The organism is Sulfolobales archaeon (genome assembly GCA_038881635.1).
Taxonomy (GTDB): domain Archaea; phylum Thermoproteota; class Thermoprotei_A; order Sulfolobales; family AG1; genus WYEN01.
In genome coordinates, this window is sequence record JAVZPJ010000003.1 from 108,897 (window position 1) to 134,898 (window position 26,002).

Below are 26,002 nucleotides of genomic sequence, written 5' to 3' on the forward strand. Positions count from 1 at the left end.
ATTTCTTCTTATCAAAGACATTAGTAAAGGCATTAGTCGCAACCCTTTACATATGCTTCGACTTTATATCGGTTTGAATCGAATAATGCTCACATCTTTCCTTATAATTAAAAATACAGGTTCCCGTGTAGATGTTCTATCTTCTCCTGATCCTTTTCCAGTAGATAGATCACCAGCCTTCCATACTTATCTCCTTATCAATTTACCACTAATGGTAGCACTAACCTGAGGGATCTGAATTAAGAAGGAGTGATGGTAGTTCTGGAGTTTTGTTAAGAACGCGATGAAAGGAATGACTTAAGTGTGATGAGAAGATCTTTGAAAAACTTAAAATTGTTATTTAAATGAATATGCGAGGATAAATGATGAGTCCGATAAGCAGAAGGGATCTACTGAAAAGCTTATCTATCCTCGCTGTAGGAGGCTTAACTGGTTATCTTGTAGGAAGCATCTACCCAGCTACAGGATATATATCATCACCAGCTTCTAGGAGTGAGTATGAGCTTAGAATATATAATTGGCAGGCTTATCTGAACAAAGATATTGTCATACCATACTTCATAGGTATCGAATATCGTAATGGTAGAGGTGTGAAGGTTGTATATGATGAGTTTAACAATGCTGAAGAAGCGTATGCCAGACTCTCTTTGGGAGGCTACTCCTATGATGTATTCAACCTAGGTATTGAGGTTATGTATAAGGCTCTTAAAGCTAATCTTCTCGAAAAATTAGATCACAGGAAAATACCTAATATCACAAATATAGATCCGTGGATCATGGAATTACTCAGGATCAAATATCCCGAGGAAATAGATCTAAGCGATTATGGAATTCCATATATGTGGGGTACGACTGGAATAGTTTATAACAAGAAGATCCTTGGTGTAGATGTGGAAAGCCTTCATCAGCTTTTCGATGCAGAGTTTCTAAAAAGATATAGTAAAAGAATATTCATGATAGACGATCCTATAACGGTTACCATGGTGACGTTGATATACCTAGGCAGAGATTTCACAGATCCTAAAAGTTATACGAGAGAATCTCTTGAAGAAGTTTATCAAACACTAAAAAGTATTACTGGGTACATAGTATTTCTAACAACAGACCAGCTGATCCAAGAGCTTACTAGAGAGAGCATGTATGCCGGAGTTGCATGGAATGGAGACGCTTTGCAAGCTATTGTTGAGAACAACAATCTCATCTATAGAATACCTGAGGAAGGAAGTGATCTGTGGGTTGACATGTGGACTATAGCCTCTAACGCGAGAAATAAGGATCTGGGGTATGACTGGATTAACATAACTTTAGATCCTTGGATAGCATCTCTGAATACTCTTGCGATAAACTATGCGAATCCTATACCCAGCTCTAAAGAATATCTTCCTGAAAGCATTATCAATAATCCAGCAATATACCCGGAGGAGGATAGTGTGAGGAGATTAAAAGTATTCAGACCACTCACAAAGGAGGAGACTGATAATATTGCAGAAATAGTTTGGTCGAGAATAGCTGGAAGGATCTAACCAAAGCATCTTTTTAAGCCTTCTTCTCTAAAATCAGATTTGGTGGAGAAATGGCTTCACACCAGCAGAAGCCCGAAAGTCCTTTGAAGGTACTGAGAGTATCTCTTTCGAAGACTGTAATGGTGAAACTTAAAGACGGTACTGAACTGATAGGATTAATGGATTCTGTAGATTCTACGATGAATATAGTTCTAAGAGAAGCACTTCAAGTTGATGAGAATGAAAGGCTTATAGCAAGATTCGGCAGGATTCTTATAAGAGGTTCTCAAATCCTATATGTAGCAACCAATTATGGAGATACGAAAGTTCTTTCAATGAAGTAGCATCATGATATATTCATTGCAGAGAATATATTCTCAGCTACTCGATAGGGAATTTAGGATTCTAGATGTAGCAATAAAAAACATAGACAGATATGAGTATATACCGCTAGAAATATTCATAGAAGAACTACAGCTACCTCGAAAGGTTATTTCAGAAGGTCTGGAAAAACTAACAAATTTAAAACTTCTCGTGAGGGATCCTTCTGGAGTACCTCGGTATAGGCTTACATTCTCGGGGCTTAGTATTTCTGCTCTAAGAAGATTAGCTAACAGAGGCGTGATAAGTGCTCTAGGAGGTGTGATAGGAGTTGGTAAGGAGAGTGTTGTGTATCTTGGTAAGAATTCTAATGATAATTATGTAGCTATTAAGATCTATAGGGTGGGCTTTAAAAGCTTCAGACATTTCAAAAGAAAAAGATCTTATGCATATGAATTAGGAGGCTCTCAATGGCTTTTGAGAAGCATAGCATCTTCAGAAAGAGAATACTATATTTTCAATAGACTTTCAGAGATAAAAGTTTCTGTTCCTAAACCTTATTCTAGAGAGTTAAACGCATTAGTTATGGAGTATATAGATGGAGTAGAGTTATATAAGCTTAGAAATCTCAGAGATCCTAGAAGGATCCTGTATTCTATACTGGATAACATTAGAAGAGCCTATACAGTAGCAGGAGTTGTTCACATGGATCTCAGCGCATATAATATTATGGTGAGGAATCCTGAAACATCTGATGAGGATATATGTATATTTGACTGGCCTCAGTGGATCAGCGTAGAAGATCCTGGACATGAAAGATATTTAATGAGAGACCTTGATTATATAATAAGGTTCTTTAGGAATAGATTTGAGATTAAAGATATTACTCTCAGTAAGGCTTATGAATATGTGACCGGCAGGTCTCACTCTATTGAGTGAGAAGAGAGAATCCTCTGAAGAACTAGTGGTAGCAGGTTTAGATCTGTTCAGAGGCAGTGTACTTTCTAGAGAAGGAGCTTACTATTCTATATCGATAATGTCAAGAGATAGAATCCTCTATGAAGGTGAGGATCTAAGTCTACCTAAGGTTCTTAGAATTCTTCATGAGTATAAGCCCAGGTATATCGTTCTAGATAATTTATATGAACTAGCTCATGATCAGAAGAGTCTTAACAGGATCCTATCACTACTGCCTCCATCCAGCGAGATCATATTAGCAACATATGATCCTGTATCAGGATATGTGGATCTAAGAACTGTAGCGAGCAAACTAGGAGTGTACGAGTCTAAAAGAAAACCTGATTCTCTTTCGACAGCTAGGATCCTCGCTAAAATAGGCTTGCTAGGCGTAGGGTTTAAGATTAAAGTTTGGGAGGAGAAAGTTAGAATAACAGTTTCTAGAAATAGATCTAGCAGAGCTGGTGGGAGTTCTGAGGATAGATTCAAGAGAGCCTCCCGAGCATATGTTCTGAGAATCGCGAAAAAGATTAGAGATGCTCTAGATCGAAATGGATTCAGTTATGAGATGCTTATAAGAAGATCTAGTGGAGGCATTGAAAGAGCCGTCTTCATAGTTAACACCTCCATAGATAAGCTGAGTGGTATTGTAAAACCTATGAAAGGTAGATATGTTAGAGTAACTATAAGACCTGTATCTAGAACTGTTCTAAATATTCCTCAGGAAACCTTTTCCCGAAAGAATCCTATTATAGTAGGCATAGATCCCGGGATAAGTTATGGAATAGCTATAGTAGATCTTAATGGAGTCATTCAGGCTACATACACTGTTGCAGGCGGAGATCTGGGAGAGATAATACCAAGAATAACAAAACATGGAACACCTATAGTTGTAGCTAGCGATATAAGACCTGCTCCTGAGAGTGTTAGAAGAATTGCATCTATATTTGGAGCCAGATTATACGAGCCTGAGTATATTCCTAGTGATTCCGAGAAAGAAGAACTTATAAAAGATCTAGGATATAAACCTTCAACGATTCATGAGAGAGACGCGTTGTTCTCAGCAATGCTCTTCTACAGAAAGATGCTTCCAAAACTTCAACAGATCGATAGGATTATAAAGGATCTAAACATAAGAATAGATCCTCTAAAAGTGAAGAGCGAGGTGATAAGAGGAGTAGACTTAGCATCAGCTATTGAAGGGATCTTTAGAGAGATACTTCAGAGTGAGGATGCTAGAAGCGAACTTATCGTTAGAGACTTTGTAAAAGAGATCATGACAACAAGCGCGAGACTTAAAAAGCTTGAGGAGGAGTATCAGAAGCTTCTTATGGAGAATAAAAGATTAAAAGAAAAGATCTCTGAGCTCAACAGATACTCTCTAAGTCTTCAGTCAGAACTTGAGAGTATAAAAAGAGATCTTAGGAGTGACGTGATGAGAGATAGAGAGGTTTCTATGCTAAGTGATAGACTTAAGATCTGTTTAAATAGTGTGAGAGATCTAGAGGAAGTTATAGAAGGTTTAAAAGGAGATATATCGAAACTGAAGAATCTAATTCTAGAAGCAGTAGAAGGAGCATATATAGCTTTAAAAATCTATAGAGAACCTAGAGATCTGTTAAACAGTTTCAAGGAACTTCCTCTGATTAGATATAGGGATAGAAGTATTAGAATAGGTCTTCTAGATTTCGATATATCAAGCGAGTTGATAAGAGAAGTTTATGAAGTTTCAGGGAAAAATTCGGTATTAATCATATCCACGCATAAGTGCGAATCTCAATCTCTAGGAGATGAGACGTATCACGTGATATGTGTAAACATACCTGCAGAAGATGTAATTCTACGGATAGGCGATAAACTTATAATTAGAAGAGATTCTTTCGAGAGAATCTTAGAATTATATGAGAGAGTCCGTAAGATGCTACCTAGTAGAATTATAAGATCTGAAGACGAACTAGCTAGATTACTAGATGAGTATAAGATTATGAGAGCCAGAGAAAGAGAATATAAAACCTAAGCTCTTCATTAGATGATGAGCTAGGAATACTAGAATAGAGGTAGCTTCTCTTGTATAAATAGCTCTGTTAGCTTAGTTATTGTAGAGAGCTCTTGATCCACTATACTTTCTATTTCTCTTTTCATATCTATAGTTATATAACCTTTCTTCTCTGGTATAACCTTAACATTGGCTGCGAGAGGCTGATCTATGGGTCTGCCAATCTGACTTAGAAGTTCTACATAAACCTCTTTAAGCCCTTTAACCTCTCTATGTATCCTATCAGCGATTAGGAAAGCCAGAACATTATAGATCTTACCTACATGAGATACAGGATTCTTACCTGCTGTAGCTTCTAGACTCATAAATCTCATAGGAGTTATAAGACCATTAGCTCTATTACCTCTACCAGTCATCCCATCATCTCCATGCTCTGCAGATGTTCCTGTGACTGTAAGATACACAATACCTCTCTCAGGAATATCTGCCGTATTAATATAGATCTCTATATCGCTGAAATCTACATTCTTAACCACATAATCTAGAACTCTCTCTCTAACCTCTTCTTTAACTGAGAGATAGTGACTGAGATCAGGTACTAGATGTGAGATCATTGAACAGGCTATCGTGATCTTAGCTTTCTCACCGATTCTTAACCCCATAACCTTCACATCCTCACCCACCTCAGGATATCTACTTTTGAAATCTCTTGAGTTTAGATATCTCTCGATCATTAGAACAGTTCTCTCAAGCCTGCTCATAGGAGCATAGCCTACTCCAAAACTTGTATCATTAGCCAGAGGAATCTTATTCAAACCCTCTTCGAATAAGCCTTTGAGATCTCTGCTCCCCTGGCCTATTTTATAATCTACGATCACATGCTTATCAGGATCTAAAAATCTGAAGTTTCTTCTAATCCAATCTTTTACAGCGCTAACCACTATCGTACCAATAGGAATTCTCTCAGGCTCTGAAGAACCCTGCCTATACACCAGTGCTGTTGCTCTTCCCGAGACTAGAATATATATGGGCTGTATAACTTCTCCACCACCAAATCTAGGATTAGCCTGACCTCCGACTACGAGGGTCTTATCAAGATTATGATGAAGTATCACTCCATATCTCTCCTTATAATATCTAGAAAGCGCTATACTAGATATCTCTGAGGCTGCATCAGCTATATAATCTGGATGGCCTAAGCCTTTTCTCTCGACAAGCTCAACAACATGATTTTCGACAGGTTGAACCTCTATCTCTTCAACGACTACATTCCTTGGATCCATATCTTAACACCTCAATTAAGGATATAAAATTATTCTAAAAATAAATTTTATAACTGAAGCTTCTCTCTCTTCTTTTAAGAGAGTCATCTGTTATACGCTATGACTTCCTTAATATATAGAATAGTATAAGGGGGAATATCATCCCCCCGAGGGGATTCGAACCCCTGACCACCCGGTGTCCAAGCCCCCTCACTACAGCCGGGCGCTCTACCGCTGAGCTACGGGGGGTTCCATTGAGATATTTACTCATGGAAGATTTAAATCTTTATCTTCTATATCTTCTATCCTAAGAGGTTCAGCTCTTGTATAGGTTTGTATATAGGATTGCTTCCTCGTCTCATCTCTTCTTCCTGCATTGCTCTCAGAGTTTCATCGCCTCCTAAAACAATCAAAGCGAACCTTCACATCTCGGGTGTCTCGGAGAGGATATCATTCAGGCGCTAGCAGTCACTCTCAATATCTTATCAAAACAGATCTCATCTTTACTGCTGTATAGCTATATAAGGTAGATCTCTATATTTACGCCTATCATCTTCTATACTTCAATATATTCTTCTGAAAGAATAATACTTGTAGGCTGGGTAGTTTGGGTTCTTCAAAGAAGGCTGTCTATTGTGAGATCTGCGGGAGAGAGATATCAGAACACGCAGTATTTAAGATATATGTTGAAGGTTCTGAATTTACAGTATGCCCAGAATGCTATTCTAAGCATATTATGGGTAGATCTAGAAATTCTCAGCAGAGGGCTAGCACCAGTAGTCTTCAGTCTAGTAATATTAGTAATATTAGAAGGACTACAACTTCTACTCCTCGAAGGACCTCTACTTCTTCTAAGATTATCGAAAAATATGAGATAGATCCTATGTTTCCTGAGATCATAAGAAGAGCTAGAGAAAAGAAAGGTCTTACCACTAAGGATCTAGCATTGAAACTTAGAGAGAGCGAGAATGTTATAAAGAGAATCGAAAGCGGACGGCTCACACCCACAATAGAACTTGCGAGAAGAATCGAAGATATCTTAGGAGTTAAGATACTGGTACCCCGTGTAGAAGAGAAAGAAATTCCTGAAAGCACTAAAAAGGATCTTAGGGAAGATCTAACATTAGGAGATCTTGCAACAGTGAAAAAGAAGTAATAAGGATTAAGAGAGGGTTAATATAGGATCTTCTTATAGAGATGAACATCATATCTCTACACCAGTAGAAGAATCTAACTCTATCCTAGGAGTTATTAAGGTTGAATCACTATATAGATATTAGAAGAATGATGAAAAGCTCTAAACCGATACACTGGAATGAGGAAACCTGTCTCAGCTGAAAGACTCGAGGTATCACCAATATGAGTAGTGAGAGAAGAGTATTTATAGAAGATCTAAGACCTAGAAGTTTCGTACTAAGAATCGGACACAGACCTGAAAGAGATAAGAGAATTACAACACATGTAGCTCTTGTGTCCAGAGCTTTTGGTGCTTCAGGCTTTATTCTAGCAGGAGAATCAGATCCTAATATAAAAAGAAGTATTGAGAAAATACTTTCCAGATGGGGAGGTTCTTACTATTTCGTGTATGAAGAATGGAGAGACTATGTCAGAGAAACGAGAATTTGGAGAAGTAAAGCAGGTAGGAGGTGCATAGTTCATCTAACCATGTACGGGCTTCCTGTAGATTCTGTGATTAACAGGATCAGAGATGAATGTGAGGAAGTTCTGATCATAGTAGGTGCTGAAAAGGTTCCTAGAGAGGTATACGAGCTCGCCGATTATAATGTATCAATAGGTTCTCAACCTCACTCGGAAGTTTCAGCACTTGCATTATTTCTAGACAGACTATATAGAGGAGCTGAACTATATTTAGAGTTTAGAGATGCGAAGATAAGAATCCTGCCTAGTGAGAGAGATAAGAAGGTTATAGTCTTTCCAAATCCTCGGAGAGAAGTCTCTAATCATTAGAATAGCTATGAGTATAAAGACCAAAGAATATATGCGAATGATGAAATGATATTATATAGGAGGTATCTCATGAATAGCGTTTCATCTAAGATCTTAGAATTCATCGGAGAAACCTACGGAGAAAATGCTAAGAAAGTTTTCAGCAAGTTATACGAGCTAGCCAAAGAGATAACAGACCATGAGCTAGCCGAGCTTGTTAAGATTCATGAAGCTGAGGTTAGAAAAATACTCTATCAATTATCTGAAGAAAGACTTGTATCCGTAAGAAGGGTTAGAGATAGAGAGACAAATTACTACATATACTACTGGAAGATTAACGTACGAGAACTTCCTAGAGTTCTTTTAAATAGAAAGAAAGCAGTTATTGAAATTCTGAGAAAAAGATTAGATTATGAAGAGAAAAGAAACTTCTACTGCCCACGTTGCGGTCGTGAGTTTTCATCGGAGGAGGCTTTAGAATATGAGTATACATGTCCTAGCTGTTCTGAGATTCTTCTAAGTAGAGATAAGAGCGATCAATTAAAACGATTGAGAGGACTTATAGAGAATCTAGAGAGAGAGGTGAAGGAGGAGGAGAAAAAAATCCTCTCTAGTAGTAGCTGATCTATTTTCTGGAGCAGGAGGTTTTGCAAGAGGTTTTGAGGAAGCTGGTTTTGAGATAGCTATAGGAGTGGATAATGATAGATCTGCTATTAAGAGCTTTAAACTTAATTTCCCTAATTCAATAGCCTTGAACGAGGATATCAAAGAGGTTAGAGGTAGTGATATAATCAAACTAGTAGGTATAAATCCCAGAATAGTTATCGGCAGCCCTCCCTGCGAGCCTTTTACAGGGGCTAATCCTAATAGAGAGAGAAATCCTCTTGACAGGCTCTATAAAGATCCTATGGGTCAGTTAACACTTCATTTTATCAGAATAGTTTCCGAGCTCAAGCCTGAGATTTTCGTCATGGAGAATGTTCCTGCAATTACTGAGAAAGAGATCAAAGAGAATCTAGAGTATCATTTTGAGAGAGCGGGATATAACAAGATCTATTTCAATATACTAAAAGCCGAGGATTATGGAACACCGAGTAGGAGAAGAAGAGTTTTCATATCAAATGTGAGAATAGATCCTCCTAAGAGCAGCTCTAGGATAACCGTGTGGAGTGCTATAGGAGATCTAGAGGATAAAACGAGTAACGAGATCCCCAATCATGAGATAGTATGGCTCTCACATAGGAAGATGCGGAGAATAGCTAGAGTTAGAAGAGGATATGCTCTCTACCACTTTAGAGGGTCTGAGGAAAAACTCTATCAAAATTTCATACGTCTAAAACCAGATGATCTAGCACCTACTGTCATGGGTTCAAGCCGATATATACATCCTTTCCAGGATAGACTTTTAACAGTAAGAGAACAAGCTAGATTAATGGGGTTTCCAGATTATCACGTGTTTGTAGGAGGTAGAGAAGAGCAGTATAATCAAGTAGGAGAAGCTGTGCCACCACCTTTAGCTAAAGCTATAGCATTGTATATACTAAGATACTTAACCTAGAATTGGGAAGAGTGAGAAATAGTTATTATCTTCTAAACTTATTAATAGATGGCATGCCAAGTTTAAGTGTGATAATATAGATCCATATACTATCTCTTTATGGGAGTTAGTATTTTAATTATCTCATATCATATTATAATCATGTAAACGAAGACAAATAATGAGTGTTGAATTCTTGAGATGAGTATATATAGATTCACAAGTGTCTGTATTTGTTTTAATTAGAGTCATCTATAGATTAGAATTTATATATCTTATATTAAAATTATATTTGTGGGGGAGTAGGATGAGTAGTGGTAATAATGTGAATATAGAAACCAGAAGAGTTCAAAGATTTGGAAAATCTACTCTAATGGTGTCACTACCAGCTGAATGGGTTAAGGTAGTGAATCTAAGACCTGGAGATACTGTTACAATAGTCGTAGAAGATGATAATACACTTAGAGTATTCCCTACATTTGCTAAGCCTGGGAGGAGAGAGAGAAGACTTCTTCTCAGAACTTCGAGAACTAGTAATGCAGAACTCATATACAAGATCCTCTCATCAGCATATACATTAGGATATGACAGGATTCAAGTTGAGGTTGTAGATGGATTTCTAGATGAGGAGCAGTTAAAGATCCTGAGAAGAAGCGTCAAAGAGCTTATAGGTGCTGAGATCGTTGAGCACATGCCTTCAAGAGTTATTATACAGATCTTTGTAGACCCGGCTAAGTACTCTATTAATGGTATACTGACTAGAATGAGTAGCATTTTAAGGTCTATTATAAACTACATGTATCTGATGCTTGTTGAAGATAAAACGCATTATCTAACAGAGATCGAGGAACTAGGTGCAGAGCTTAATAGAATAAACCTGCTCGCCGTTAGACAAACATTCGTAGGTCAGATAGATAGAATATACGCAAATACTCTCAATATAAAGTCGTATATGCTCCCAAGATACAGAAGTATAACTAGATCTCTTACACTCATTGGAGAAAGCATTGTAAATAGCTCAAAAATTTTAGCCAACCTACCAGCTAGCGACAAGAAAGTTCTAAGAAGCCTCAGTGATGAGATGAAAGAATTTGTAGACCTATTTATAACAGGCGTTGAAAGAGCACTTTCAGTAGTTCTCGAACCGAATATTGCAAGAGCTTTTAATGCAGATCTTCTCTCAAGAGAACTACAGTCTTATGTATCAAGGTTTATAGAGAAACATAATGATATACTAAAGAATTGTGATAATTATATCCAGATACTAGAGTTCTTCGACAACTTCAGAAGAAGCGCTACCGATATTGAAGTTATAAGTGATGTAAGTTTTGATCTGACTCTAGAGAAACAAGAAGGGTTAATAGATCTCTCCATGGGTGAGGCTGTCAGAATAGTATAAAGAATGAAGCAGTAGTATCTTAGGAGAAGAAGCTTGTCTCATCATGATACTATCGCTAGCTTTTTAGCACGCATACTCTATGATGTAGAGAGGTATAGTATTTCTCTAGAGAAAGCATTTGTAAGAAGTTGTAGAGAGCTAGAATGCCCTAGAAATGCCGAAGAGCGTGAAAGGCTTTATCAGCTAGCGAAAGACTTTATAAAGAATATAATAAGAATTCGATGCATCTATGGCTCCAAGGTGAGCAGGAAGGAGATCGCAAGGCTCTATCTTAGAGGTGGTTGGAAGGAGAAGCAAGATCTAGAGTCTTGGTGTCTTCATTCGCTACCTAAATGGTTTTATGAGAAGATCAGAAATCTCGTAGGATCTGAAGAAGCTGAGAAGATCTTTACAAGCATGAATGAAAGGATTTTCTGGATAAGACTAAATACGTTAAAAGCTCCTGAAGAGAAGATAATAAGATCTCTAGAAGAAGACGGTGTTGAAATAGTTAGAGATAAAGATCTATGGTATCTCTATAGGATTGTAAAAAGTAGAAAACCCTTGAGAAGCGTAAGAGCTGTGAAAGAGTTCCTAGCAATACCCCAGGATAAGGCTTCATGTCTCGTAGTAGAAGCTTTGAAACCCGAGAAAAATGATAGAATTCTAGACATGTCCGCAGCTCCAGGTATCAAAACATCTCTTATAGCAATGCTCACCGATGACCAGGCATTGATACAGGCTCAAGATATCTCTAGAAAAAGAGTTCATATAATGAAAGATCTGATGAGAAGGTTTGGAGTAAAAAGATCTGTTGATATTATTCTGAGTGATAGCAGGTACACTCCTTCAAGAGAAAAGATCTTTGATAAAATACTCCTAGACGCGCCTTGTACTTCTTCGGGAGCTCTATGGAAAGATCCGGGAATAAGATTATCTCTTCTAAGAGAGGATAAGATTAGATACTATTCCTCTATACAGAAAGACCTGCTGAGAGAAGCATTAAAATTAGGAAGAGAGATAGTATACGCTACATGTTCTATACTGCCTGAAGAAGGAGAGTTAGTAGTATCCGAGATCATAGATAGGTCTGGGGATAGCATACAGCTCGAAAAGCCTTTGAAAAATCTCTCACCAGGATATAGAGCTTACGATCCTCGTGAAATATTTGCTAGAACTTTTCCTCACAAGGATCTATCAGAAGGATTCTTCATAGCTAAACTTATCATTAGATGAAGCTAGCATGAGATCCTCATATCAGCTTTTAAGGAGTCTTATGCATCTTCTAATATGTGACCATGACATTAGGAGGTGACAAAGCTGGAGTTCTGCCCTAGATGCGGGACTCTGATGAAGATTGAAAAGAACGTTGCGAAATGCCCTAAATGCGGTTATGAGAAGATTATCAGCGGATCTAGCACCAGAAGTGTTATCACTACGAGAATAAGACATAATCCTAAAGAGAAGATGATAGTCATAGAGAAAGAAAGCACCCGTAGTAATCCTGTCACTAGAGATGTAAGATGTCCTAAATGTGGGCATAACGAAGCTGAATTCTGGTTTATGCAGACTAGAAGAAGTGACGAACCTCCCACTAGATTCTATAAATGCACTAGATGTGGGCATGTATGGAGAGAGTACGAGTGATTTTACTATCGTATAAAAGCATTTAAATACCTGGTAGAGGAAGTTTTCATGAAGCATAGTAAGAGCTATACTACTGGTTAAGGTGATCGAGTATGTTTAGAGTGTACGAGGTGCAAGACTTCGTTAAAATACCTCCACAAAGGTATGGAGAAGATCTTAAAAAGATTGCTGAAGAGATCTTGAGAAATGAGTATGAAAATAGATTCTTTAGAGATCTAGGACTTGTACTTATGATCTATGATGTTGAGATAGATGAACTCGGACTTATAATACCCGGAGAAGGATCTACATATCATGAGGTTAGATTTAAAATATTGGTATACATACCTCTGGTCAATGAAGTAGTCGAGGGAATTGTAAAAGATGTGAGAAACATAGGCTTGTTCGTGAATATAGGACCTATAGATGCTCTTATTCATATAAGTCAGGTGATGGATGATAAAGCTGTATATGATGAAGCAACTAGAAGAATTGTCAGCGAGGATGGAAAGAGATTCTTTGAGGTAGGAGATCTAGTAAGAGGAAGGATCACATCTGTATCAATACCTCCCGGGAGAGAGGGAGAGATCAGAGTAGCGATGACCATGAGACAGAGTGGTTTAGGAAAGATAATGAAGTGATGTAAATTGAGTAGGAAAAGTTCTTCATCAAGAGGTCTTAAGGCTTGTAGAAGTTGTAAGGCTTTGGTAGAGCTTAGCGTAGATAAATGCCCTGTATGCGGATCTACCGATTTTACTGAGGAGTGGTCTGGCATAATTATAATATTTGATCCTGAGAGATCCAGGGTCGCATCAATGTTAGGTATCAAGAAGCCTGGAAGATACGCTATTAAACTTGGTGGAAGATATTAATCTTTTGATCTGATCTTTTTCAAATATAAGCTTGCATCACGCGCTTATTAAGAATTAGTGAATATATTATTCATTGGAGTCGAAGATGATGAAAGCCTACTATATACAGCCTGTCTCGAGAAACACTGTGCTAGGTATGAAGATAAGATCTGTGATCTACAGTGGGAAGACTAGATATCAAGAGGTTGAGATAATAGACTTCGAGGACTATGGCGTCGGACTTGTCCTGGACGGATTCGTTCAATCAACTCAAGTTGATGAACATATATATCACGAATCCCTGGTTCACCCAGCAATGATCCTAAACTCGAGAGCGGAGGATGTTCTTATAATTGGAGGAGGTGAGGGAGCCACTCTTAGAGAAGTTCTCAAACATAATACTGTGAGAAAAGCTGTGATGGTAGATATAGATGGCGAGCTTGTTGAGCTAGCTAAAAAATTTCTAGGCTTCATGCATCAAGGAGCTTTCTACGATCCAAGAGCTGAGATAGTTATCCAAGATGGATCAGAATATGTGAGAAAGACACCTGATAAGCAATTCGATGTTATAATAATAGATCTCACAGATCCTTACGAACCATCAGGTCTCGCACGAAAGCTTTACAGTGAAGAATTCTACCGAGATATTAAGAGAATATCGAGAGAAGATAGTGTGATAGTCACCCAAGCCGGTAATGCTTTCTATTACCCAAGAGAATATGAGGACATAGTAGCTAGTCTTAGAAAAATCTTTAGATATGTAGGAGAATACGAGTCTTGGATACCCTCATTCGGCTACGCCGTTAGCTATATTATAGCTTCTGACACAATAGATCCGATGAAATTCTCTGAAGAGGAGTTCGACAGAAGACTAAAGAGAAGAGGTGTATCAACCAGATATATCAATGGTGTGATCTTCAGATCTCTGATTTTGAAAGGTGTTTCTCGCAAGCTCTGATCTTTCTTAGGATTACAATTTTGATCTATTATCAGTAATATTAGAATATCGAGGATCTATTTTATTCTACGTGGTAAAATTTATTCGTATGCGAAAATACTCTCTTAATTCTATCAGCATATTTTAAATTATCATGCAGAAATCATATATTAGATCTATAGTCCTAGGAAGTCTTCAGGTCTAGGAGGTTCTGGTTTCAATCCTTTCCTAGTTCTTATGCTAGCGACTAGTTCGGCTAACATGTTGTCTGGTACTGGCGACCATCTGCTGAACTCAGTCCCCCAGAGAGCTCTACCCGCTGTAGCTCCTCTGAGCTGTTGTGTAAGGTCCATGCTCTCTGCTATTGGTATCTCAGCTATTATTCTGATCCAGTTTCCATAGAGTTCTGTCACCTCGAGAATTCTACCTCTCTTCCTACTTATAATAGCTGTGACTTCTCCCATGTAATCTAGAGGGATCTTTATATCTACTTTTTGTATAGGCTCTAGAAGTGTTGGTTTTGAGAGAAGCATGCCAGCGTATATGGGGTTTCTAGTAGCAGGATAAAGCTGCGCAGGTCCTCTGTGAGCTGGATCTTCGTGTATTACTGCGTCATGTAAAATCACCTTGACACCTCTCACAGGCTCCATAGCTAGAGGACCTTCTCTCATTGCAAGTCTGAAGCCTTGAATTATAGTGTCTCTTACTTCTCTGAGATATTGAATTCCCGTAGTTCTGTCAACCATCACATTAATATTCTCATCTATAGCCCAAATTCTTCTCGCTTCATCATAATCCCATCCAGCTTTGTCTCTGAGAATCTTAGCTCTCTCTCTAGGATCCTGATCTTCTGAGATCTCTCCTGTAGCAATTAATCTTATAGTTTCTTCATTTAAAGGCTCAACACTTATATAAAGCTTATTATGCTTGTTAGGAGACTTACCTTCAAGAACTTGTGAAGAAGATCTCACAGTCTCTCTATATATGATCAGAGGTGTTGAAGTTTTAACTTCAACACCAAAATTCTCTTTTAGCAGTGTGAGTGCAACCTCTAGATGAACCTGCCCCATTCCCGAGAGCAGATACTCACCGGATTCTTCATTAATCCTGAGCACTAAATTAGGATCTTCTATGATCAGCTTCTTCAAAGCTTCAACCATTTTAGTCAGTTCTCCAGGACTTTTAGGCTCGACAGCAATGGTTACGACAGGCTCAGAAATATAAGAGATCTTCTCGAATGGAACCATGCTATCTTTAAGAGAAACTTCAACAGCAGTCTCACCAGACCTAGCCTTATCAAGACCGAGTACAGCTGCTATATTTCCAGCATATATTCTATCGACAGGTTCTCTGAATGGGCCCATATAAAGACTTGTTTGGAGAATTCTCTGAGAAGTTTTCGCATTAATAAGATAAACCTCTCTACCTTCTTCGACGTATCCTGATAGAATTCTTCCAGTAGCTACAAGTCCTGCGTGAGGGTCATGTCTCATATCGTTTATAATATAAACTAGAGGGCCTTCGGGATCCGCGTTCATCATAGCTCTACCAATCTCACTATCGATAGAGCCTTTCCAGATCTTGGGTATTCTATACTTCTGAGCTTCTCTTGGATTTGGAATGTGTTTGATAACCATCTCTAGAAGTGCTTCATGCAATGGTATTTTCTTCTGAAGATCCTCAACAGCTTCCCTACCCTTCTCATATGCTGAGATAATATCACTTATCTTAACCCCCTTCCTCTGGGAGTAGGGTATTGTGACGCCTATCTTATCTTTAGCGGATCCAAATGCTACATGACCTTTAACAGGATCGATCTTCCACTTCTCCTTATACTCAGGCTCTCCATAGACATCTATAAGATTATTTATCTCTTTAATAATCTGAACGAATCTATCCTGAATCTCTTTAGGAGACATTCTAAGCTCTCTGATCAATCTATCTATCTTGTTTATGAATAGAAGCGGTCTCACCCTCTCCTCGAGAGCTTGCCTAAGAACCGTCTCAGTTTGCGTCATAACACCTTCTACAGCATCTACAACTACTATAGCTCCGTCAAGAACTCTTAAACTTCTAGAAACCTTACCACTAAAATCAACATGACCCGGAGTATCTATTAGATTAATCACATATGGTTTTCCCTCAAACTCATAGTAAAGACTTATGTTAGCAGCCTTAACTGTTATACCTCTCTGCTGTTCTACATTGAGATAATCTAGAGCTAGAATCTCTCCAGCAAGTTTTTCAGATATTATACCTGCTGCTGCTAGTAGTGTGTCTGTCAATGTTGTCTTCCCATGATCCACATGGGCTATTATACCTATGTTCCTAATCTGATCTATGTTTCTCATTATCTTAAGGATCTGCTCTACAGTCTTGTATCTGACCACACTTCACACCAAGTATACTGCTCTTATATAACCTATAACTTTATTCTTCTAGTAGCATAGTATAGATTGTATGAGGATGGATAAAGAGATGATACCCCTAGAATCTGTTCTAGGATTCTTATTAATCATGCTAGGGGTTCTGATTCTTCTGATAGGTCTTCTACTATACTTCTCTCCGGAGATTCGCAGAATTCTCGAGATCATTCCTGAGAATATAAAACCTCTCATATATATTTCTATAAAAGCCGGTTCGATAGATATTATAATATCTCCAGCTCTGATAATCTTATTCCTCCTAATCTATATAGCTATCATATTAAGAGGTGTTTGAGAATAGAGAAATCCGAAAGATCTAGGATCTTAGAATATTTATATAGAGCTTTTGATGAGAGACCTGCTATAGTATGCAAGATTCGTAGAGTTCTAACAATCATTCTATCACTAGAGATCTCATATCTTATTCGAAAAAGATACGACAAGATCTACATATCAGATCTATGGGGTGTTCTCGGCAGTGGTTTTGAAAGTCCATATGTAGAAGATAAAGATCTTGAGAAAGTGATCCTAGGAATCGGAAGCCCTATGATTCTGATCACTACTAGAGAGAAATTAATGAAAAGAGGATCAATAGAACTCGAGAGTGTAATAAGTTTATATAGCGATGGAGGAGCCTCTATTATTAGAGCCTTAGGTTTTAAACCTATTCTAAGTATTAGAAGTAGTCTTAAAAGTCAACACTATGTAATACAGGATCTATATAGAAATGAGATCATTCTATTCAGAATAACAGAGAAAGGATTGATTCAAGATATTTATCTATCTCAGAAAATCTCCATGGCGTTGAACATTCTATCGGAGGCTTTCAGAGAATATGGAGCTTATAAACTTAGCGACGCTGTAAGAATTCTTATGAGAAATCTAGGTGTAGACAGGATCGAAGCTCAAAAAATTTTAAAAGATCTCTATGAGAGAGGAATCATAGGAATTGAAAGAGGAGGAATCATTGTCTTCCACATATTACCTCAAGAGGATACATAGATTCAGACTACCAATTTATGGAAAAGAAATCTAGGAATCTTCAGAACAGCTTCTCCAAGCTGTATGATATAGTCCTCGCCAAGATCTTTTATAAGTTCCTCGCTGTCGACAAACCTGTTAAGGGACACCCCTCCTGTATTAACAAGATCCCTGATCTTATCCATCAGATCTTTTCTACTCCTCTTTCTATAGCCGTAAAGCCTTCCTTCTCTAATCCAGAAACCTTCACCGAATGCAATCCTTTTTCTAATGAAATTAGAACTCTCCTCATTATCAGCGTAAGGTCCCTCAACAACTCTTAGTATATAATCCTTGAAACAATACTCCAGAGGTAATTCAACAAATAGAATAGGATTATCTCTCTCATTCCAGAGCACATCAATATAATGAGGCTCGTATCCCTCACCATTGAGTGTATTGAAACATCTTCTCTTTATCCTAAGTAGCTGACCCCATATATTATCAGGAGAATCTTTATGAAGAAGTTTTAATTCTGCAACTATTGTACATCTCTCCTTGAGAACTCTCTTTATAATATCCGGGGGTATGCTAGATGGATAGAAGAAATACTCAGAAGGTTCTTCTAGAAAGAGTTTTGAAGCCAGAATAAATCTCGCCAATGTATCTCTTCTAACAGCTGCAGCTGCATTTCTCCTAGGATCCACAGGATCTGGATATATAAGGGCTGCGTCAGGGAAGAGCTTTTTAAGAATTCTTGGATCCTCGGATTCTTCTAGAGAGAGAACAACTCTACCTCTCCATCTAGATGCATTCTCTAGAACAGATAGAAAACTCTTGAATCTAGCTATTAGAAGCTCCGCAAGATATCCTGAGAAACCTCCTACTCTAACCTCAGCTCCGTAAACTCCTACACCTTTCATAAATCTCTTAAGAAGTCTTACCTCATCTCTCATCTTCTCATCAAAGATCTTTTTTATAAGTTCTGTATGAAAAGGAGTACGATCTACTGCAGTCACACTCATCCTGGGATCACTAATTCTAAGTCCTGGAACTATATCAGCTTCAAAACCTTCAGAAAATTTCACTCTAAGATAAGGATGTTCTGCGTATCTCTCTTCTGGATTGTATCTCTCAAGAGCTTTTCCAGCTCTTCTTATAAACTCTTTCCTAATCCACTCTTTGCCGAGCTCGCTAGGGATCAAAACAAATATATCTAGATCCAGTTCTCCTGATATTGCAGTACCTTTCTCAACAGATCCATGAAGCTGAATAGAGGCATTAACATCTCTAAAGTAAGGTTCTAACTCTTTCTTCAACTCCTCGAAAATTTCTCTAGCTCTCATTATCTCTCTCTCTGAAGGTCTTAGCCTTCTCAAAACACTCTCGAGAATACTCTCAATAGAGGTAAAGGCTTGACACCACCTAAGAAAGCTCTACAAAGTGTATATTAGAATATATAGGGCCTCGAGGTGTTAGAGTGCTCTTCTTAAGATAGATCTTTGAAACTTCTGAGAATCCGAAATCTTCTGAAGCATAAGATATGAGTGTTTGTACTGCTTTTTGAGGGATCGAGTCTTTAACTCTTGCAATAGTTATATGAGGTAGAAACTCGTGCTGATCCTCGTGAACTCTGAGTCCTCTCAGATTTAAATCAATATACCCTCTGATCTCCCTCAGATTTTCAAAACCCTCTTCAATCCCAACCCATAAAACTCTAGGCCTGCTAATACTTGGAAAACCACCCACGCCTTTGATATGAATATTAAATCTCTTCAACGAAGCAAGCTTATCAATTATCTTCTTCACCATATCTAAAGTAGTTCTATCTATAGATCCTAGGAATCTTATTGTTATATGGATATTCTCATCTTCAACGGGTTTTAGGCTTGCACCTGATAATTCTGAGATCATATTCTTAAACTTGATGATCCTTTTTAAAACTTCTCCATTCTCAATCTCAACAGCTATAAAGGATCTGATTTCTTCACTCATAATCTCTCAGATTAAACATAATATTATGCCTCCTAAAATAGATATAGGTGAAGATGAATTCAAAAGATCTTCTAATCAGAATAAAAGAAAAATGCTCTGAAGAACCCTCAGGCGAGTGCTTGGGATATATAGATGAGTTTCTAGATACAGTAAGCTCAGAGATTAGAGAGAAAAGAAGAGGATCTGATAAGAAAAGATATGAATGGATCGAGAAGATCATTTTAAGAGGACTCCCTGATGGGAGAAAGAGATTCATACTTAAGGTTTTAACACCTTACCTAGTCAACGTACTCTCTCTAGGCGATGAAGACGCCTTGAATAGAATTCATGAGTTTATAGAGAACTCTTGTAGAAATCACGGGAATTGTGAGAAGATCTATGATTCATGGTTAAAAGGAGACATCAGAAGAGTTAGATCTAAGAAACTCAAACCTGCTAAATACGAGAACCTTGATGAAGATTTGAAAGATCTAATAGAAAAGGTGATCTCATCTTGAGTAAGAAGAACCTTATGCCCACCCTCTTCCAACCTAACATCTTCTCTCATCGAAACTCTTAAGATAATCTATATTAGCTTTCTCACTGGGATCTATCTCTCTGGTTTCAAGCCATGCTTCTATAATCTCTCTCCCCACCTCAGGAGATGTCAACCTTCCGCTTAGAGCGAGAACATTCGCATCATTCCACATTCTCGCACCTCTAGCACTATGTGAATCGAATACTAGAGCAGCTCTAACTCCTTTAACCTTATTAGCGGCGATCGAAACACCCGTGCCTGTGTAGCATATCACGATGCCAAAATCTACCTCTCCTCTTGAGACCATCTCTCCTATCTCGAACCCTACTTGAGGCCATGGCTCTGGTTTTCCTGTTTTCAGAGATCCTACTGTAATTACCTCAAAACCTTTCTTAGAGAGATAGTCCTTGAGGAATAAGGCTACTGGATATAAATCATCGGATCCTATAGCTATTTTCAGAAACTCTCACCCCTTATAGTTATCTTTTCTAAGATTAAACATATGTTTCGATCCTCACATTAAAACGAGCTTATAAACCCTGATGCAGAGGTATCTGAGGAGATTGAGAATGTCATTGCAACCTCCATCAGTAAATACAGTGCTAGTGGGTAAGAAGCCTGTGATGAACTATGTACTTGCAATTCTACAGATGAACAGCCAAGGACTTACGTCGATCATTATAAAAGCTAGAGGAAGAGCTATTAAAAAAGCCGTTGACGCGGTAGAAATTCTCAGGCAGAGATTTCTAAGAGATAGAATAGAAATCAAGAAAATTGAAATAGGAAGCGACCAAGTTAAAACCCAGGATGGAAGAATTGTGAGAGTCTCTACAATAGAGATCCATATAGAGATAAAGAGCTAGTCTTGAGATGGATAAGCTTATGACGAGCCAAAGAGAATCTTTAAAAAGCTTTAAGATAGATGAGAGAAGTATCGTATTCATTCATTCTGAGAAGAATAACGAGCTTCTAAAAAGGCTAGAGATAGAAGCTAGGATAGAACACGTAGGCCAGGGAACTCCCTCAAGACAGAGTGTTAAAGAGATTCTATCGAAGATCTATAATGTTAATAAGGATCTCATAGTCATTAGAAGAATAGATACATCATATGGTAGAGGAAGCTCTAAAATATTAGCGAGGATATATAGAGATCCTGATACTCTTAAGAAATACGAGCCAGAACACCTGCTAATAAGAGAAAATCCGGAGAAGAAGAGCAAAGAAAAAGAAAAGAAGTAGGTGAGATAACATGCCTAAGAGCAAAAGATTCAGATCCTCATTATATATAATTACAGAGAGCGGCATAAAACTGAAGAATAGGATCTGCAAGAGATGCGGATCTGTTATGGGATACTATAAGGATTCAGGCGGAGAGAGATGGTACTGCGGTAAATGCCATTATACAGAACCTGTGAGAAGATAAGAGAAATAAGCTTTTCTGGAGTAAATTCATAGTGGTGATTTTATGAAGAGTATGAAAGGTAAGAGCATTATATCAGCACTTGATCTGGATTTAGAGGAGCTCTACATGATATTCGATACCACATCGATAATGAAATCCCGCTACTACTCAGGTGAAAAAATCATAAACATCCTACCAGGAAGAGTTCTTGGAATGATATTTCAGAAACCCAGCACGAGAACTAGAGTAAGCTTTGAAGTAGCTATAAAACAACTAGGAGGCGATTCCATATACATGTCATGGAACGAGTTGCAGTTGGGAAGAGGAGAGAGCGTAGCTGACACAGCCCGTGTACTTGGAAGATATCTTGACGGTATTGTTGCCAGAGTTTATAAGCAGAGTGTGCTGGAGGAAATGGCTAGATACTCTGGAATCCCTATTATAAATGGATTAAGCGATGAAGAACATCCTGTGCAAGCAGTGTCAGATTTCTACACGATCTACGAGAAATTCAAAAGATTCAAAGGTCTTAAGATAGCATTCGTAGGCGATGGAGGTGATAATGTTCTTAACAGTCTTCTAGCAATAGGCTCTAAGCTTGGAGTAGATTTTTGGATTGCAACCCCACCAGGTTATCAACCTGCGAAGTATATACTGGATAAGGCGTATGAATTTGCTGAGATATCTGGAGGGAGTATAAATATTACAGAGGATCCTAGAAAAGCTGTGAGTAATGCTGATGTAGTGTATACAGATGTATGGGTTTCAATGGGTCAAGAAGGTGAGAGAGAGAAGAGGCTAAGAGATCTAGAGCCTTATAGAGTTGATCAGAAGCTTATGAGTCTTGCCAAGAGTACTGCAGTATTCATGCACTGCCTGCCAGCACATAGAGGAGAAGAGGTAGTTGACGAAGTTATAGACGGACCTCAGAGTATTGTATGGGATCAAGCTGAAAACAGATTACACACACAGAAAGCCATACTAGCTCTTGTAATAAGGTGAAACAATCAAGAGATCTAAGTATCAGATCTCTTTATTTATTTGAAGATGATTTTCTTCTTCTAGATTTTCTCTTAGACCTCTTACTTTTACTAGTTTTTGTAGAGGATCTTTCGCCTCTGGATTTTCTCTTAGAAACTTCTGCTTCTATCTCTTTCTCAGGTATAAAAATTCTTGTTCCCACTTCTGTATTTAATATAATCAGCCCTCTCTCACATCTTTCATCTTTGATCTTCAGATCTCCTGTAAATATGTAATATTCTTCTTTCTCAGAGAGCTTGATCCACTTGATATTCTCATCTGCCACATTCATACTATGCAGAAAATTCTTGGAAATAGTGCTATCGCATAAGAAACCGATCGCGTATACTCTAAGCGGTATCTCTGTGAATCGGAGCCTTGTAGTATTACTATTATTTCTATACATATATCTCACGGTTATACCTCCTCTTCTAAGAATCAACAGAGCATAATCATAGATCTTGTTAAGATTCTTTACTAGATCCTGGATGATTTTCCCGGTATCAATAATATTCTCTGTTTCATCTAAAGTTTTTATCTCCAGATCTTTTACTACTTCTACTACCTGAAGAAGATCTATGTCTAGTACCTCATGCGAATAAGAGATCCTCCTGAGAAGTATCAGATCCGCCTTAGAGAATTTCTGAGATATAGATATCCAGCCTCCAACTATTTTTTATATCCGATCTTTCTCAAGAAATTCCTCCTCTCACTCACATCCTCATCCTTCTCAACACCTAAAGGTGTGAAACCATCTACAACTCCTATAACGCCTCTACCCTGATCTGTTTCTGCTACTATTACTTGAAGAGGATTTGCTGTAGCAGCATATATTCTCACGATCTCCTGAACATCTTTGAGTCTATTCAACACATTTATAGGCCATGCATTTCTAATATATATCACAAAGAAGTGTCCTGCTCCTACTTTCAGAGCTGTATCACTAGCCAGTTTTATAAGTTCCTCATCGTTTCCATCTATTCTCACGAGTCTCTTACCACTTGCTTCATTGAATGCGATTCCAAATTTTATTCCAGGTACGGATGTTACAAGAGCTTCGTATATATCTTCTACTGTTTTTATGAAATGAGAATGTCCTATGATAACGTTGGTGTTTTCGGGTATAGGTATTTGAATAACTTCGAACCTTTTGATCTCAGGCATCTCAACCCCTATAACAATTCTGCTACGTCCTCTATAATTTTTCTCTTGATCTCTCTATTGTCGGTCAGAGATGCTATCTGAAGTTTTATAAGACTTCTGAGAAGATTCTTTATCTCCTCCATAGATTGAACCAGATCCTCTATAGATCTAGAGATCCTTGAACTCCTCTCATTGATCTGAGCTAGTTCTCCTAATTGATGCTCTAAAACATGTACTAGAGCATTAATGAGATCTTCTGAAGATACTCCTCTCACCTCCGCATGAGCATGTTCGTGATGCTCTTCGACTTCATGCTCGTGAGAATGCTCATGAACATGATCCTCAGCTTCTCTCTCTTGCACCTCTCTCACGATATCCTGCATATCCCTATCATCTTTCGGGAGTTTTCTAATCCTAAAGCTCATCTAAACCCCTCTGCAACTAAATAATGGCTTAGCCAGATAAAAAGAACTCTCTAATGCTTCTATACTCTAATAAGGGTTCAGCTCTGACGCAGGTTTATAGTTGATTTTATAGCCTCACCCCTGCTCCCCTGTACCCGCTCAAATTTTCATCGGTATCTTAAGAATAAGTTGATGCACGTGATAAAATCTCTATCACCTGTGAAACCGTGTTTAGTGTATTGTAGTATTCTACCGCTATTATCTTTTAATCTGCCTCCACATCTCGGGCAAGCTGATGATATGTTCATTGAAGTTAATATAGCTAACCATCAGTCTTCTCTCAAGAGCTTCACAGCTGATTATAAGCTTTATCTTTATATAGAATCATAGTTATAGCTTTCTATTGAAATACCCGCTGAAAAGAGATAAGAAGAAGATAGAATATCTCCACTAAAAATAAGGTACACATGACAATCAAGAAGAATAACATAAAGCAATATAAACCAAAACAGTTAAACTAAACTTGCAAAGTAGTATGCCGCCGGCGGGATTCGAACCCGCGACCCCCGGATCTCTCAGGTCTAGCCGTATGAGTCCGGTGCTCTACCAGCTGAGCTACGGCGGCACCATAATCTAATTGTGCAGTAGAGTTTTTAAGGTTATAGATGTAGTATGAGGTGTCTTGGATAAGTCTTTAAGGTGGTGTTTTAATCTGTTTGCTGGAGATTTAAATCTAAAGCTTTTTCTATAGGTATATAGAGTTTAATTTTCTTAGAAGAGGAATGGGTTAGAACTTATTTATAACTTTCTTAATGTTACTTATCTATTGGTGAACCTTATTGATAGCTATCATAGGAGCTGGTAGGGTTGGTACGTCAGCCGCTCTCTATATAACTTATGAAGAACTGGACGATGTTGTCATGATAGATGTAGTTCCTGGGAGAGCTCAAGGAGAGGCTTTAGATCTGTCTCATGCTCTATCTATATTGGGTAAGAGTGTGAGAGTTTATGGATCCACAGATTTTAAGGATATAAGTGGTTCGGATATAGTGCTGGTGACGGCAGGTTTCCCCAGAGGTCCTGGAATGACTCGAGAACAGCTTGTAGAGAAGAATGCTGAGGTTGTTAGAGATATTGCTAAGAAGGTTGCTGAGTATGCTCCTAAAGCTTCTGTTATTCTAACGACCAATCCTCTTGATGCAATGGTGTATGTATTCTATAAGTCTAGCAAGCTTCCCAGAAACCAGGTCATGGGATTTAGCGGTGTACTAGATTCTGGTAGGATGAGGTATTATATATCAACAAGACTTGGTATAGCTCCATCAAGTATTGAAGCTATGGTGATAGGTCAGCATGGAGAGAAAATGCTTCCACTACCTAGATATAGCTTTATATCTGGAGCTCCTCTTGGAAGGTTTCTAAGTGCTCCAGAGATTCAGCAGGTTGTAAGTGAAACCATAAAAGCAGGGGCTAGAATCATAGAGTTAAGAGGCTATAGCTCATCTTATGCACCGGGAGCAGGTCTCATGCTGATGGCGAAAGCTATTAAAAAAGATGAGAAGAAGATCTTTCTTACAAGTGTATGTCTAGAAGGAGAGTACGGTTTAAAAGATGTCTGCGTTAACGTGCCAGCGGTTCTAGGTAGAAGAGGTGTTGAGAAGATTATAGAGATAGAACTAGATCCTGAGGAGAAGAGGTTATTCGAGGAGTCTGTTAAAGCTATTAGAGACAATGTAGCTCAGGTTCCCGCTAAATATCTCGAGTAGTGATCTCATAGTTCTTATCCAGAGATTTTTTAACACGCCATTTTAGGATTAAATA

General features: G+C 38.2%; 29 protein-coding genes, 2 tRNA genes and 1 pseudogene. 22 read left to right on the forward strand and 10 right to left on the reverse strand.

Annotated elements, in window-relative coordinates; all coding sequences use genetic code 11:
* The first annotated feature begins 362 nt into the window (after positions 1-362).
* Genes QXS89_03240 through QXS89_03255 form a run of 4 tightly spaced genes read left to right on the forward strand, consistent with a single transcriptional unit; the run spans position 363 to position 4,797 of the window.
* A complete protein-coding gene (locus QXS89_03240) occupies positions 363-1,523 on the forward strand; it encodes an extracellular solute-binding protein (protein MEM3831192.1) in 1,161 nt (386 codons plus the stop codon).
* Positions 1,524-1,573: 50 nt separating this feature from the next.
* Positions 1,574-1,846, forward strand: coding sequence for an LSM domain-containing protein (locus tag QXS89_03245; protein MEM3831193.1), 273 nt, complete (start codon positions 1,574-1,576; stop codon positions 1,844-1,846).
* A gap of 4 nt (positions 1,847-1,850) precedes the next feature.
* On the forward strand, positions 1,851-2,762 hold the full coding sequence (locus QXS89_03250) for an RIO1 family regulatory kinase/ATPase (protein MEM3831194.1): 912 nt from the start codon (positions 1,851-1,853) through the stop codon (positions 2,760-2,762).
* Positions 2,755-4,797, forward strand: a complete 2,043-nt coding sequence (locus QXS89_03255) for a DUF460 domain-containing protein (protein ID MEM3831195.1) — start codon at positions 2,755-2,757, stop codon at positions 4,795-4,797. Before QXS89_03250 ends, QXS89_03255 begins: the two co-directional genes overlap by 8 nt.
* A gap of 29 nt (positions 4,798-4,826) precedes the next feature.
* Here the strand turns inward: QXS89_03255 and QXS89_03260 are convergent, their stop codons facing one another.
* Positions 4,827-6,059 carry a methionine adenosyltransferase gene (locus tag QXS89_03260; protein ID MEM3831196.1) on the reverse strand — a complete coding sequence of 411 codons (1,233 nt, stop codon included), beginning with the start codon at positions 6,057-6,059 and terminating at the stop codon, positions 4,827-4,829.
* 141 nt (positions 6,060-6,200) lie between these two features.
* Positions 6,201-6,287: transfer RNA gene (locus QXS89_03265), tRNA-Tyr, on the reverse strand.
* A gap of 358 nt (positions 6,288-6,645) precedes the next feature.
* On the opposite strand from QXS89_03265, the gene QXS89_03270 reads away from it, so the two are divergent.
* From QXS89_03270 to QXS89_03315, 10 genes and pseudogenes are all read left to right on the forward strand, one after another.
* Positions 6,646-7,194: a multiprotein bridging factor aMBF1 gene (locus QXS89_03270; protein MEM3831197.1), complete on the forward strand. Its 549-nt coding sequence runs from the start codon at positions 6,646-6,648 to the stop codon at positions 7,192-7,194.
* Between the two features lie 293 nt (positions 7,195-7,487).
* Entirely contained in the window at positions 7,488-8,006 is a 519-nt protein-coding gene (locus QXS89_03275; protein MEM3831198.1) for a tRNA methyltransferase, read from the forward strand.
* A gap of 69 nt (positions 8,007-8,075) precedes the next feature.
* Complete coding sequence (locus QXS89_03280; protein ID MEM3831199.1) at positions 8,076-8,609, forward strand: transcription factor; 534 nt, start codon at positions 8,076-8,078, stop codon at positions 8,607-8,609.
* Positions 8,596-9,543, forward strand: a pseudogene (locus tag QXS89_03285) (DNA cytosine methyltransferase). Before QXS89_03280 ends, QXS89_03285 begins: the two are co-directional and overlap by 14 nt.
* 286 nt (positions 9,544-9,829) lie before the next feature.
* Entirely contained in the window at positions 9,830-10,921 is a 1,092-nt protein-coding gene (locus tag QXS89_03290; GenBank protein ID MEM3831200.1) for an AbrB/MazE/SpoVT family DNA-binding domain-containing protein, read from the forward strand.
* Positions 10,922-10,954: 33 nt separating this feature from the next.
* The gene (locus QXS89_03295; GenBank protein MEM3831201.1) at positions 10,955-12,136 is read left to right on the forward strand and encodes an RsmB/NOP family class I SAM-dependent RNA methyltransferase; all 1,182 of its coding nucleotides are present in this window, start codon (positions 10,955-10,957) and stop codon (positions 12,134-12,136) included.
* 84 nt (positions 12,137-12,220) lie between these two features.
* The gene (locus QXS89_03300; protein ID MEM3831202.1) at positions 12,221-12,547 is read left to right on the forward strand and encodes a transcription factor S; all 327 of its coding nucleotides are present in this window, start codon (positions 12,221-12,223) and stop codon (positions 12,545-12,547) included.
* 92 nt (positions 12,548-12,639) lie between these two features.
* On the forward strand, positions 12,640-13,167 hold the full coding sequence (locus QXS89_03305; GenBank protein MEM3831203.1) for a DNA-directed RNA polymerase: 528 nt from the start codon (positions 12,640-12,642) through the stop codon (positions 13,165-13,167).
* A 6-nt stretch (positions 13,168-13,173) separates the two neighbouring features.
* Positions 13,174-13,398 carry a transcription elongation factor subunit Spt4 gene (gene spt4, locus QXS89_03310; GenBank protein MEM3831204.1) on the forward strand — a complete coding sequence of 75 codons (225 nt, stop codon included), beginning with the start codon at positions 13,174-13,176 and terminating at the stop codon, positions 13,396-13,398.
* A gap of 85 nt (positions 13,399-13,483) precedes the next feature.
* Positions 13,484-14,335 carry a spermidine synthase gene (locus QXS89_03315; GenBank protein ID MEM3831205.1) on the forward strand — a complete coding sequence of 284 codons (852 nt, stop codon included), beginning with the start codon at positions 13,484-13,486 and terminating at the stop codon, positions 14,333-14,335.
* Positions 14,336-14,490: 155 nt separating this feature from the next.
* Here QXS89_03315 and QXS89_03320 read toward each other — a convergent pair whose 3' ends face one another.
* Positions 14,491-16,704 (reverse strand): elongation factor EF-2, encoded by a 2,214-nt coding sequence (locus QXS89_03320; GenBank protein ID MEM3831206.1) that lies wholly within the window; start codon positions 16,702-16,704, stop codon positions 14,491-14,493.
* 88 nt (positions 16,705-16,792) lie between these two features.
* Between QXS89_03320 and QXS89_03325 the strand changes: the two genes are divergently transcribed.
* Positions 16,793-17,035, forward strand: a complete 243-nt coding sequence (locus QXS89_03325) for a hypothetical protein (GenBank protein MEM3831207.1) — start codon at positions 16,793-16,795, stop codon at positions 17,033-17,035.
* On the forward strand, positions 17,032-17,742 hold the full coding sequence (locus QXS89_03330; GenBank protein MEM3831208.1) for a hypothetical protein: 711 nt from the start codon (positions 17,032-17,034) through the stop codon (positions 17,740-17,742). The genes QXS89_03325 and QXS89_03330 overlap by 4 nt, the downstream gene beginning before the upstream one ends.
* A 2-nt stretch (positions 17,743-17,744) precedes the next feature.
* Here QXS89_03330 and cca read toward each other — a convergent pair whose 3' ends face one another.
* Complete coding sequence (cca, locus tag QXS89_03335) at positions 17,745-19,103, reverse strand: CCA tRNA nucleotidyltransferase (protein ID MEM3831209.1); 1,359 nt, start codon at positions 19,101-19,103, stop codon at positions 17,745-17,747.
* Positions 19,104-19,125: 22 nt separating this feature from the next.
* Positions 19,126-19,695, reverse strand: coding sequence for an RNA 2',3'-cyclic phosphodiesterase (thpR, locus tag QXS89_03340; protein ID MEM3831210.1), 570 nt, complete (start codon positions 19,693-19,695; stop codon positions 19,126-19,128).
* A 53-nt stretch (positions 19,696-19,748) separates the two neighbouring features.
* Here thpR and priX point away from each other — a divergent pair, with 53 nt between their 5' ends.
* Positions 19,749-20,192, forward strand: a complete 444-nt coding sequence (gene priX, locus QXS89_03345) for a DNA primase noncatalytic subunit PriX (GenBank protein ID MEM3831211.1) — start codon at positions 19,749-19,751, stop codon at positions 20,190-20,192.
* A 33-nt stretch (positions 20,193-20,225) separates the two neighbouring features.
* On the opposite strand, the gene QXS89_03350 is transcribed toward priX, so the two are convergent.
* Positions 20,226-20,672, reverse strand: coding sequence for an RpiB/LacA/LacB family sugar-phosphate isomerase (locus tag QXS89_03350; protein MEM3831212.1), 447 nt, complete (start codon positions 20,670-20,672; stop codon positions 20,226-20,228).
* A gap of 109 nt (positions 20,673-20,781) precedes the next feature.
* Here QXS89_03350 and albA point away from each other — a divergent pair, with 109 nt between their 5' ends.
* From albA to argF, 4 genes are read left to right on the forward strand one after another with little or no spacing between them, the layout of a single operon-like run.
* Positions 20,782-21,075, forward strand: a complete 294-nt coding sequence (albA, locus tag QXS89_03355) for a DNA-binding protein Alba (GenBank protein ID MEM3831213.1) — start codon at positions 20,782-20,784, stop codon at positions 21,073-21,075.
* Between the two features lie 19 nt (positions 21,076-21,094).
* Positions 21,095-21,451: a hypothetical protein gene (locus tag QXS89_03360; GenBank protein MEM3831214.1), complete on the forward strand. Its 357-nt coding sequence runs from the start codon at positions 21,095-21,097 to the stop codon at positions 21,449-21,451.
* A gap of 10 nt (positions 21,452-21,461) precedes the next feature.
* Positions 21,462-21,635 carry a 30S ribosomal protein S27ae gene (locus QXS89_03365; protein ID MEM3831215.1) on the forward strand — a complete coding sequence of 58 codons (174 nt, stop codon included), beginning with the start codon at positions 21,462-21,464 and terminating at the stop codon, positions 21,633-21,635.
* 42 nt (positions 21,636-21,677) lie between these two features.
* Positions 21,678-22,616, forward strand: coding sequence for an ornithine carbamoyltransferase (argF, locus tag QXS89_03370; GenBank protein MEM3831216.1), 939 nt, complete (start codon positions 21,678-21,680; stop codon positions 22,614-22,616).
* 31 nt (positions 22,617-22,647) lie between these two features.
* Here argF and QXS89_03375 read toward each other — a convergent pair whose 3' ends face one another.
* From QXS89_03375 to QXS89_03390, 4 genes are all read right to left on the reverse strand, one after another.
* Entirely contained in the window at positions 22,648-22,926 is a 279-nt protein-coding gene (locus tag QXS89_03375; protein MEM3831217.1) for a hypothetical protein, read from the reverse strand.
* A 377-nt stretch (positions 22,927-23,303) separates the two neighbouring features.
* A complete protein-coding gene (locus QXS89_03380; GenBank protein MEM3831218.1) occupies positions 23,304-23,798 on the reverse strand; it encodes an adenosine-specific kinase in 495 nt (164 codons plus the stop codon).
* 8 nt (positions 23,799-23,806) lie between these two features.
* On the reverse strand, positions 23,807-24,202 hold the full coding sequence (locus tag QXS89_03385) for a hypothetical protein (protein MEM3831219.1): 396 nt from the start codon (positions 24,200-24,202) through the stop codon (positions 23,807-23,809).
* 515 nt (positions 24,203-24,717) lie between these two features.
* Positions 24,718-24,806, reverse strand: a tRNA-Met gene (locus QXS89_03390).
* A gap of 214 nt (positions 24,807-25,020) precedes the next feature.
* Here QXS89_03390 and QXS89_03395 point away from each other — a divergent pair.
* A complete protein-coding gene (locus QXS89_03395) occupies positions 25,021-25,947 on the forward strand; it encodes a malate dehydrogenase (protein ID MEM3831220.1) in 927 nt (308 codons plus the stop codon).
* The last annotated feature ends 55 nt before the right edge of the window (positions 25,948-26,002 follow it).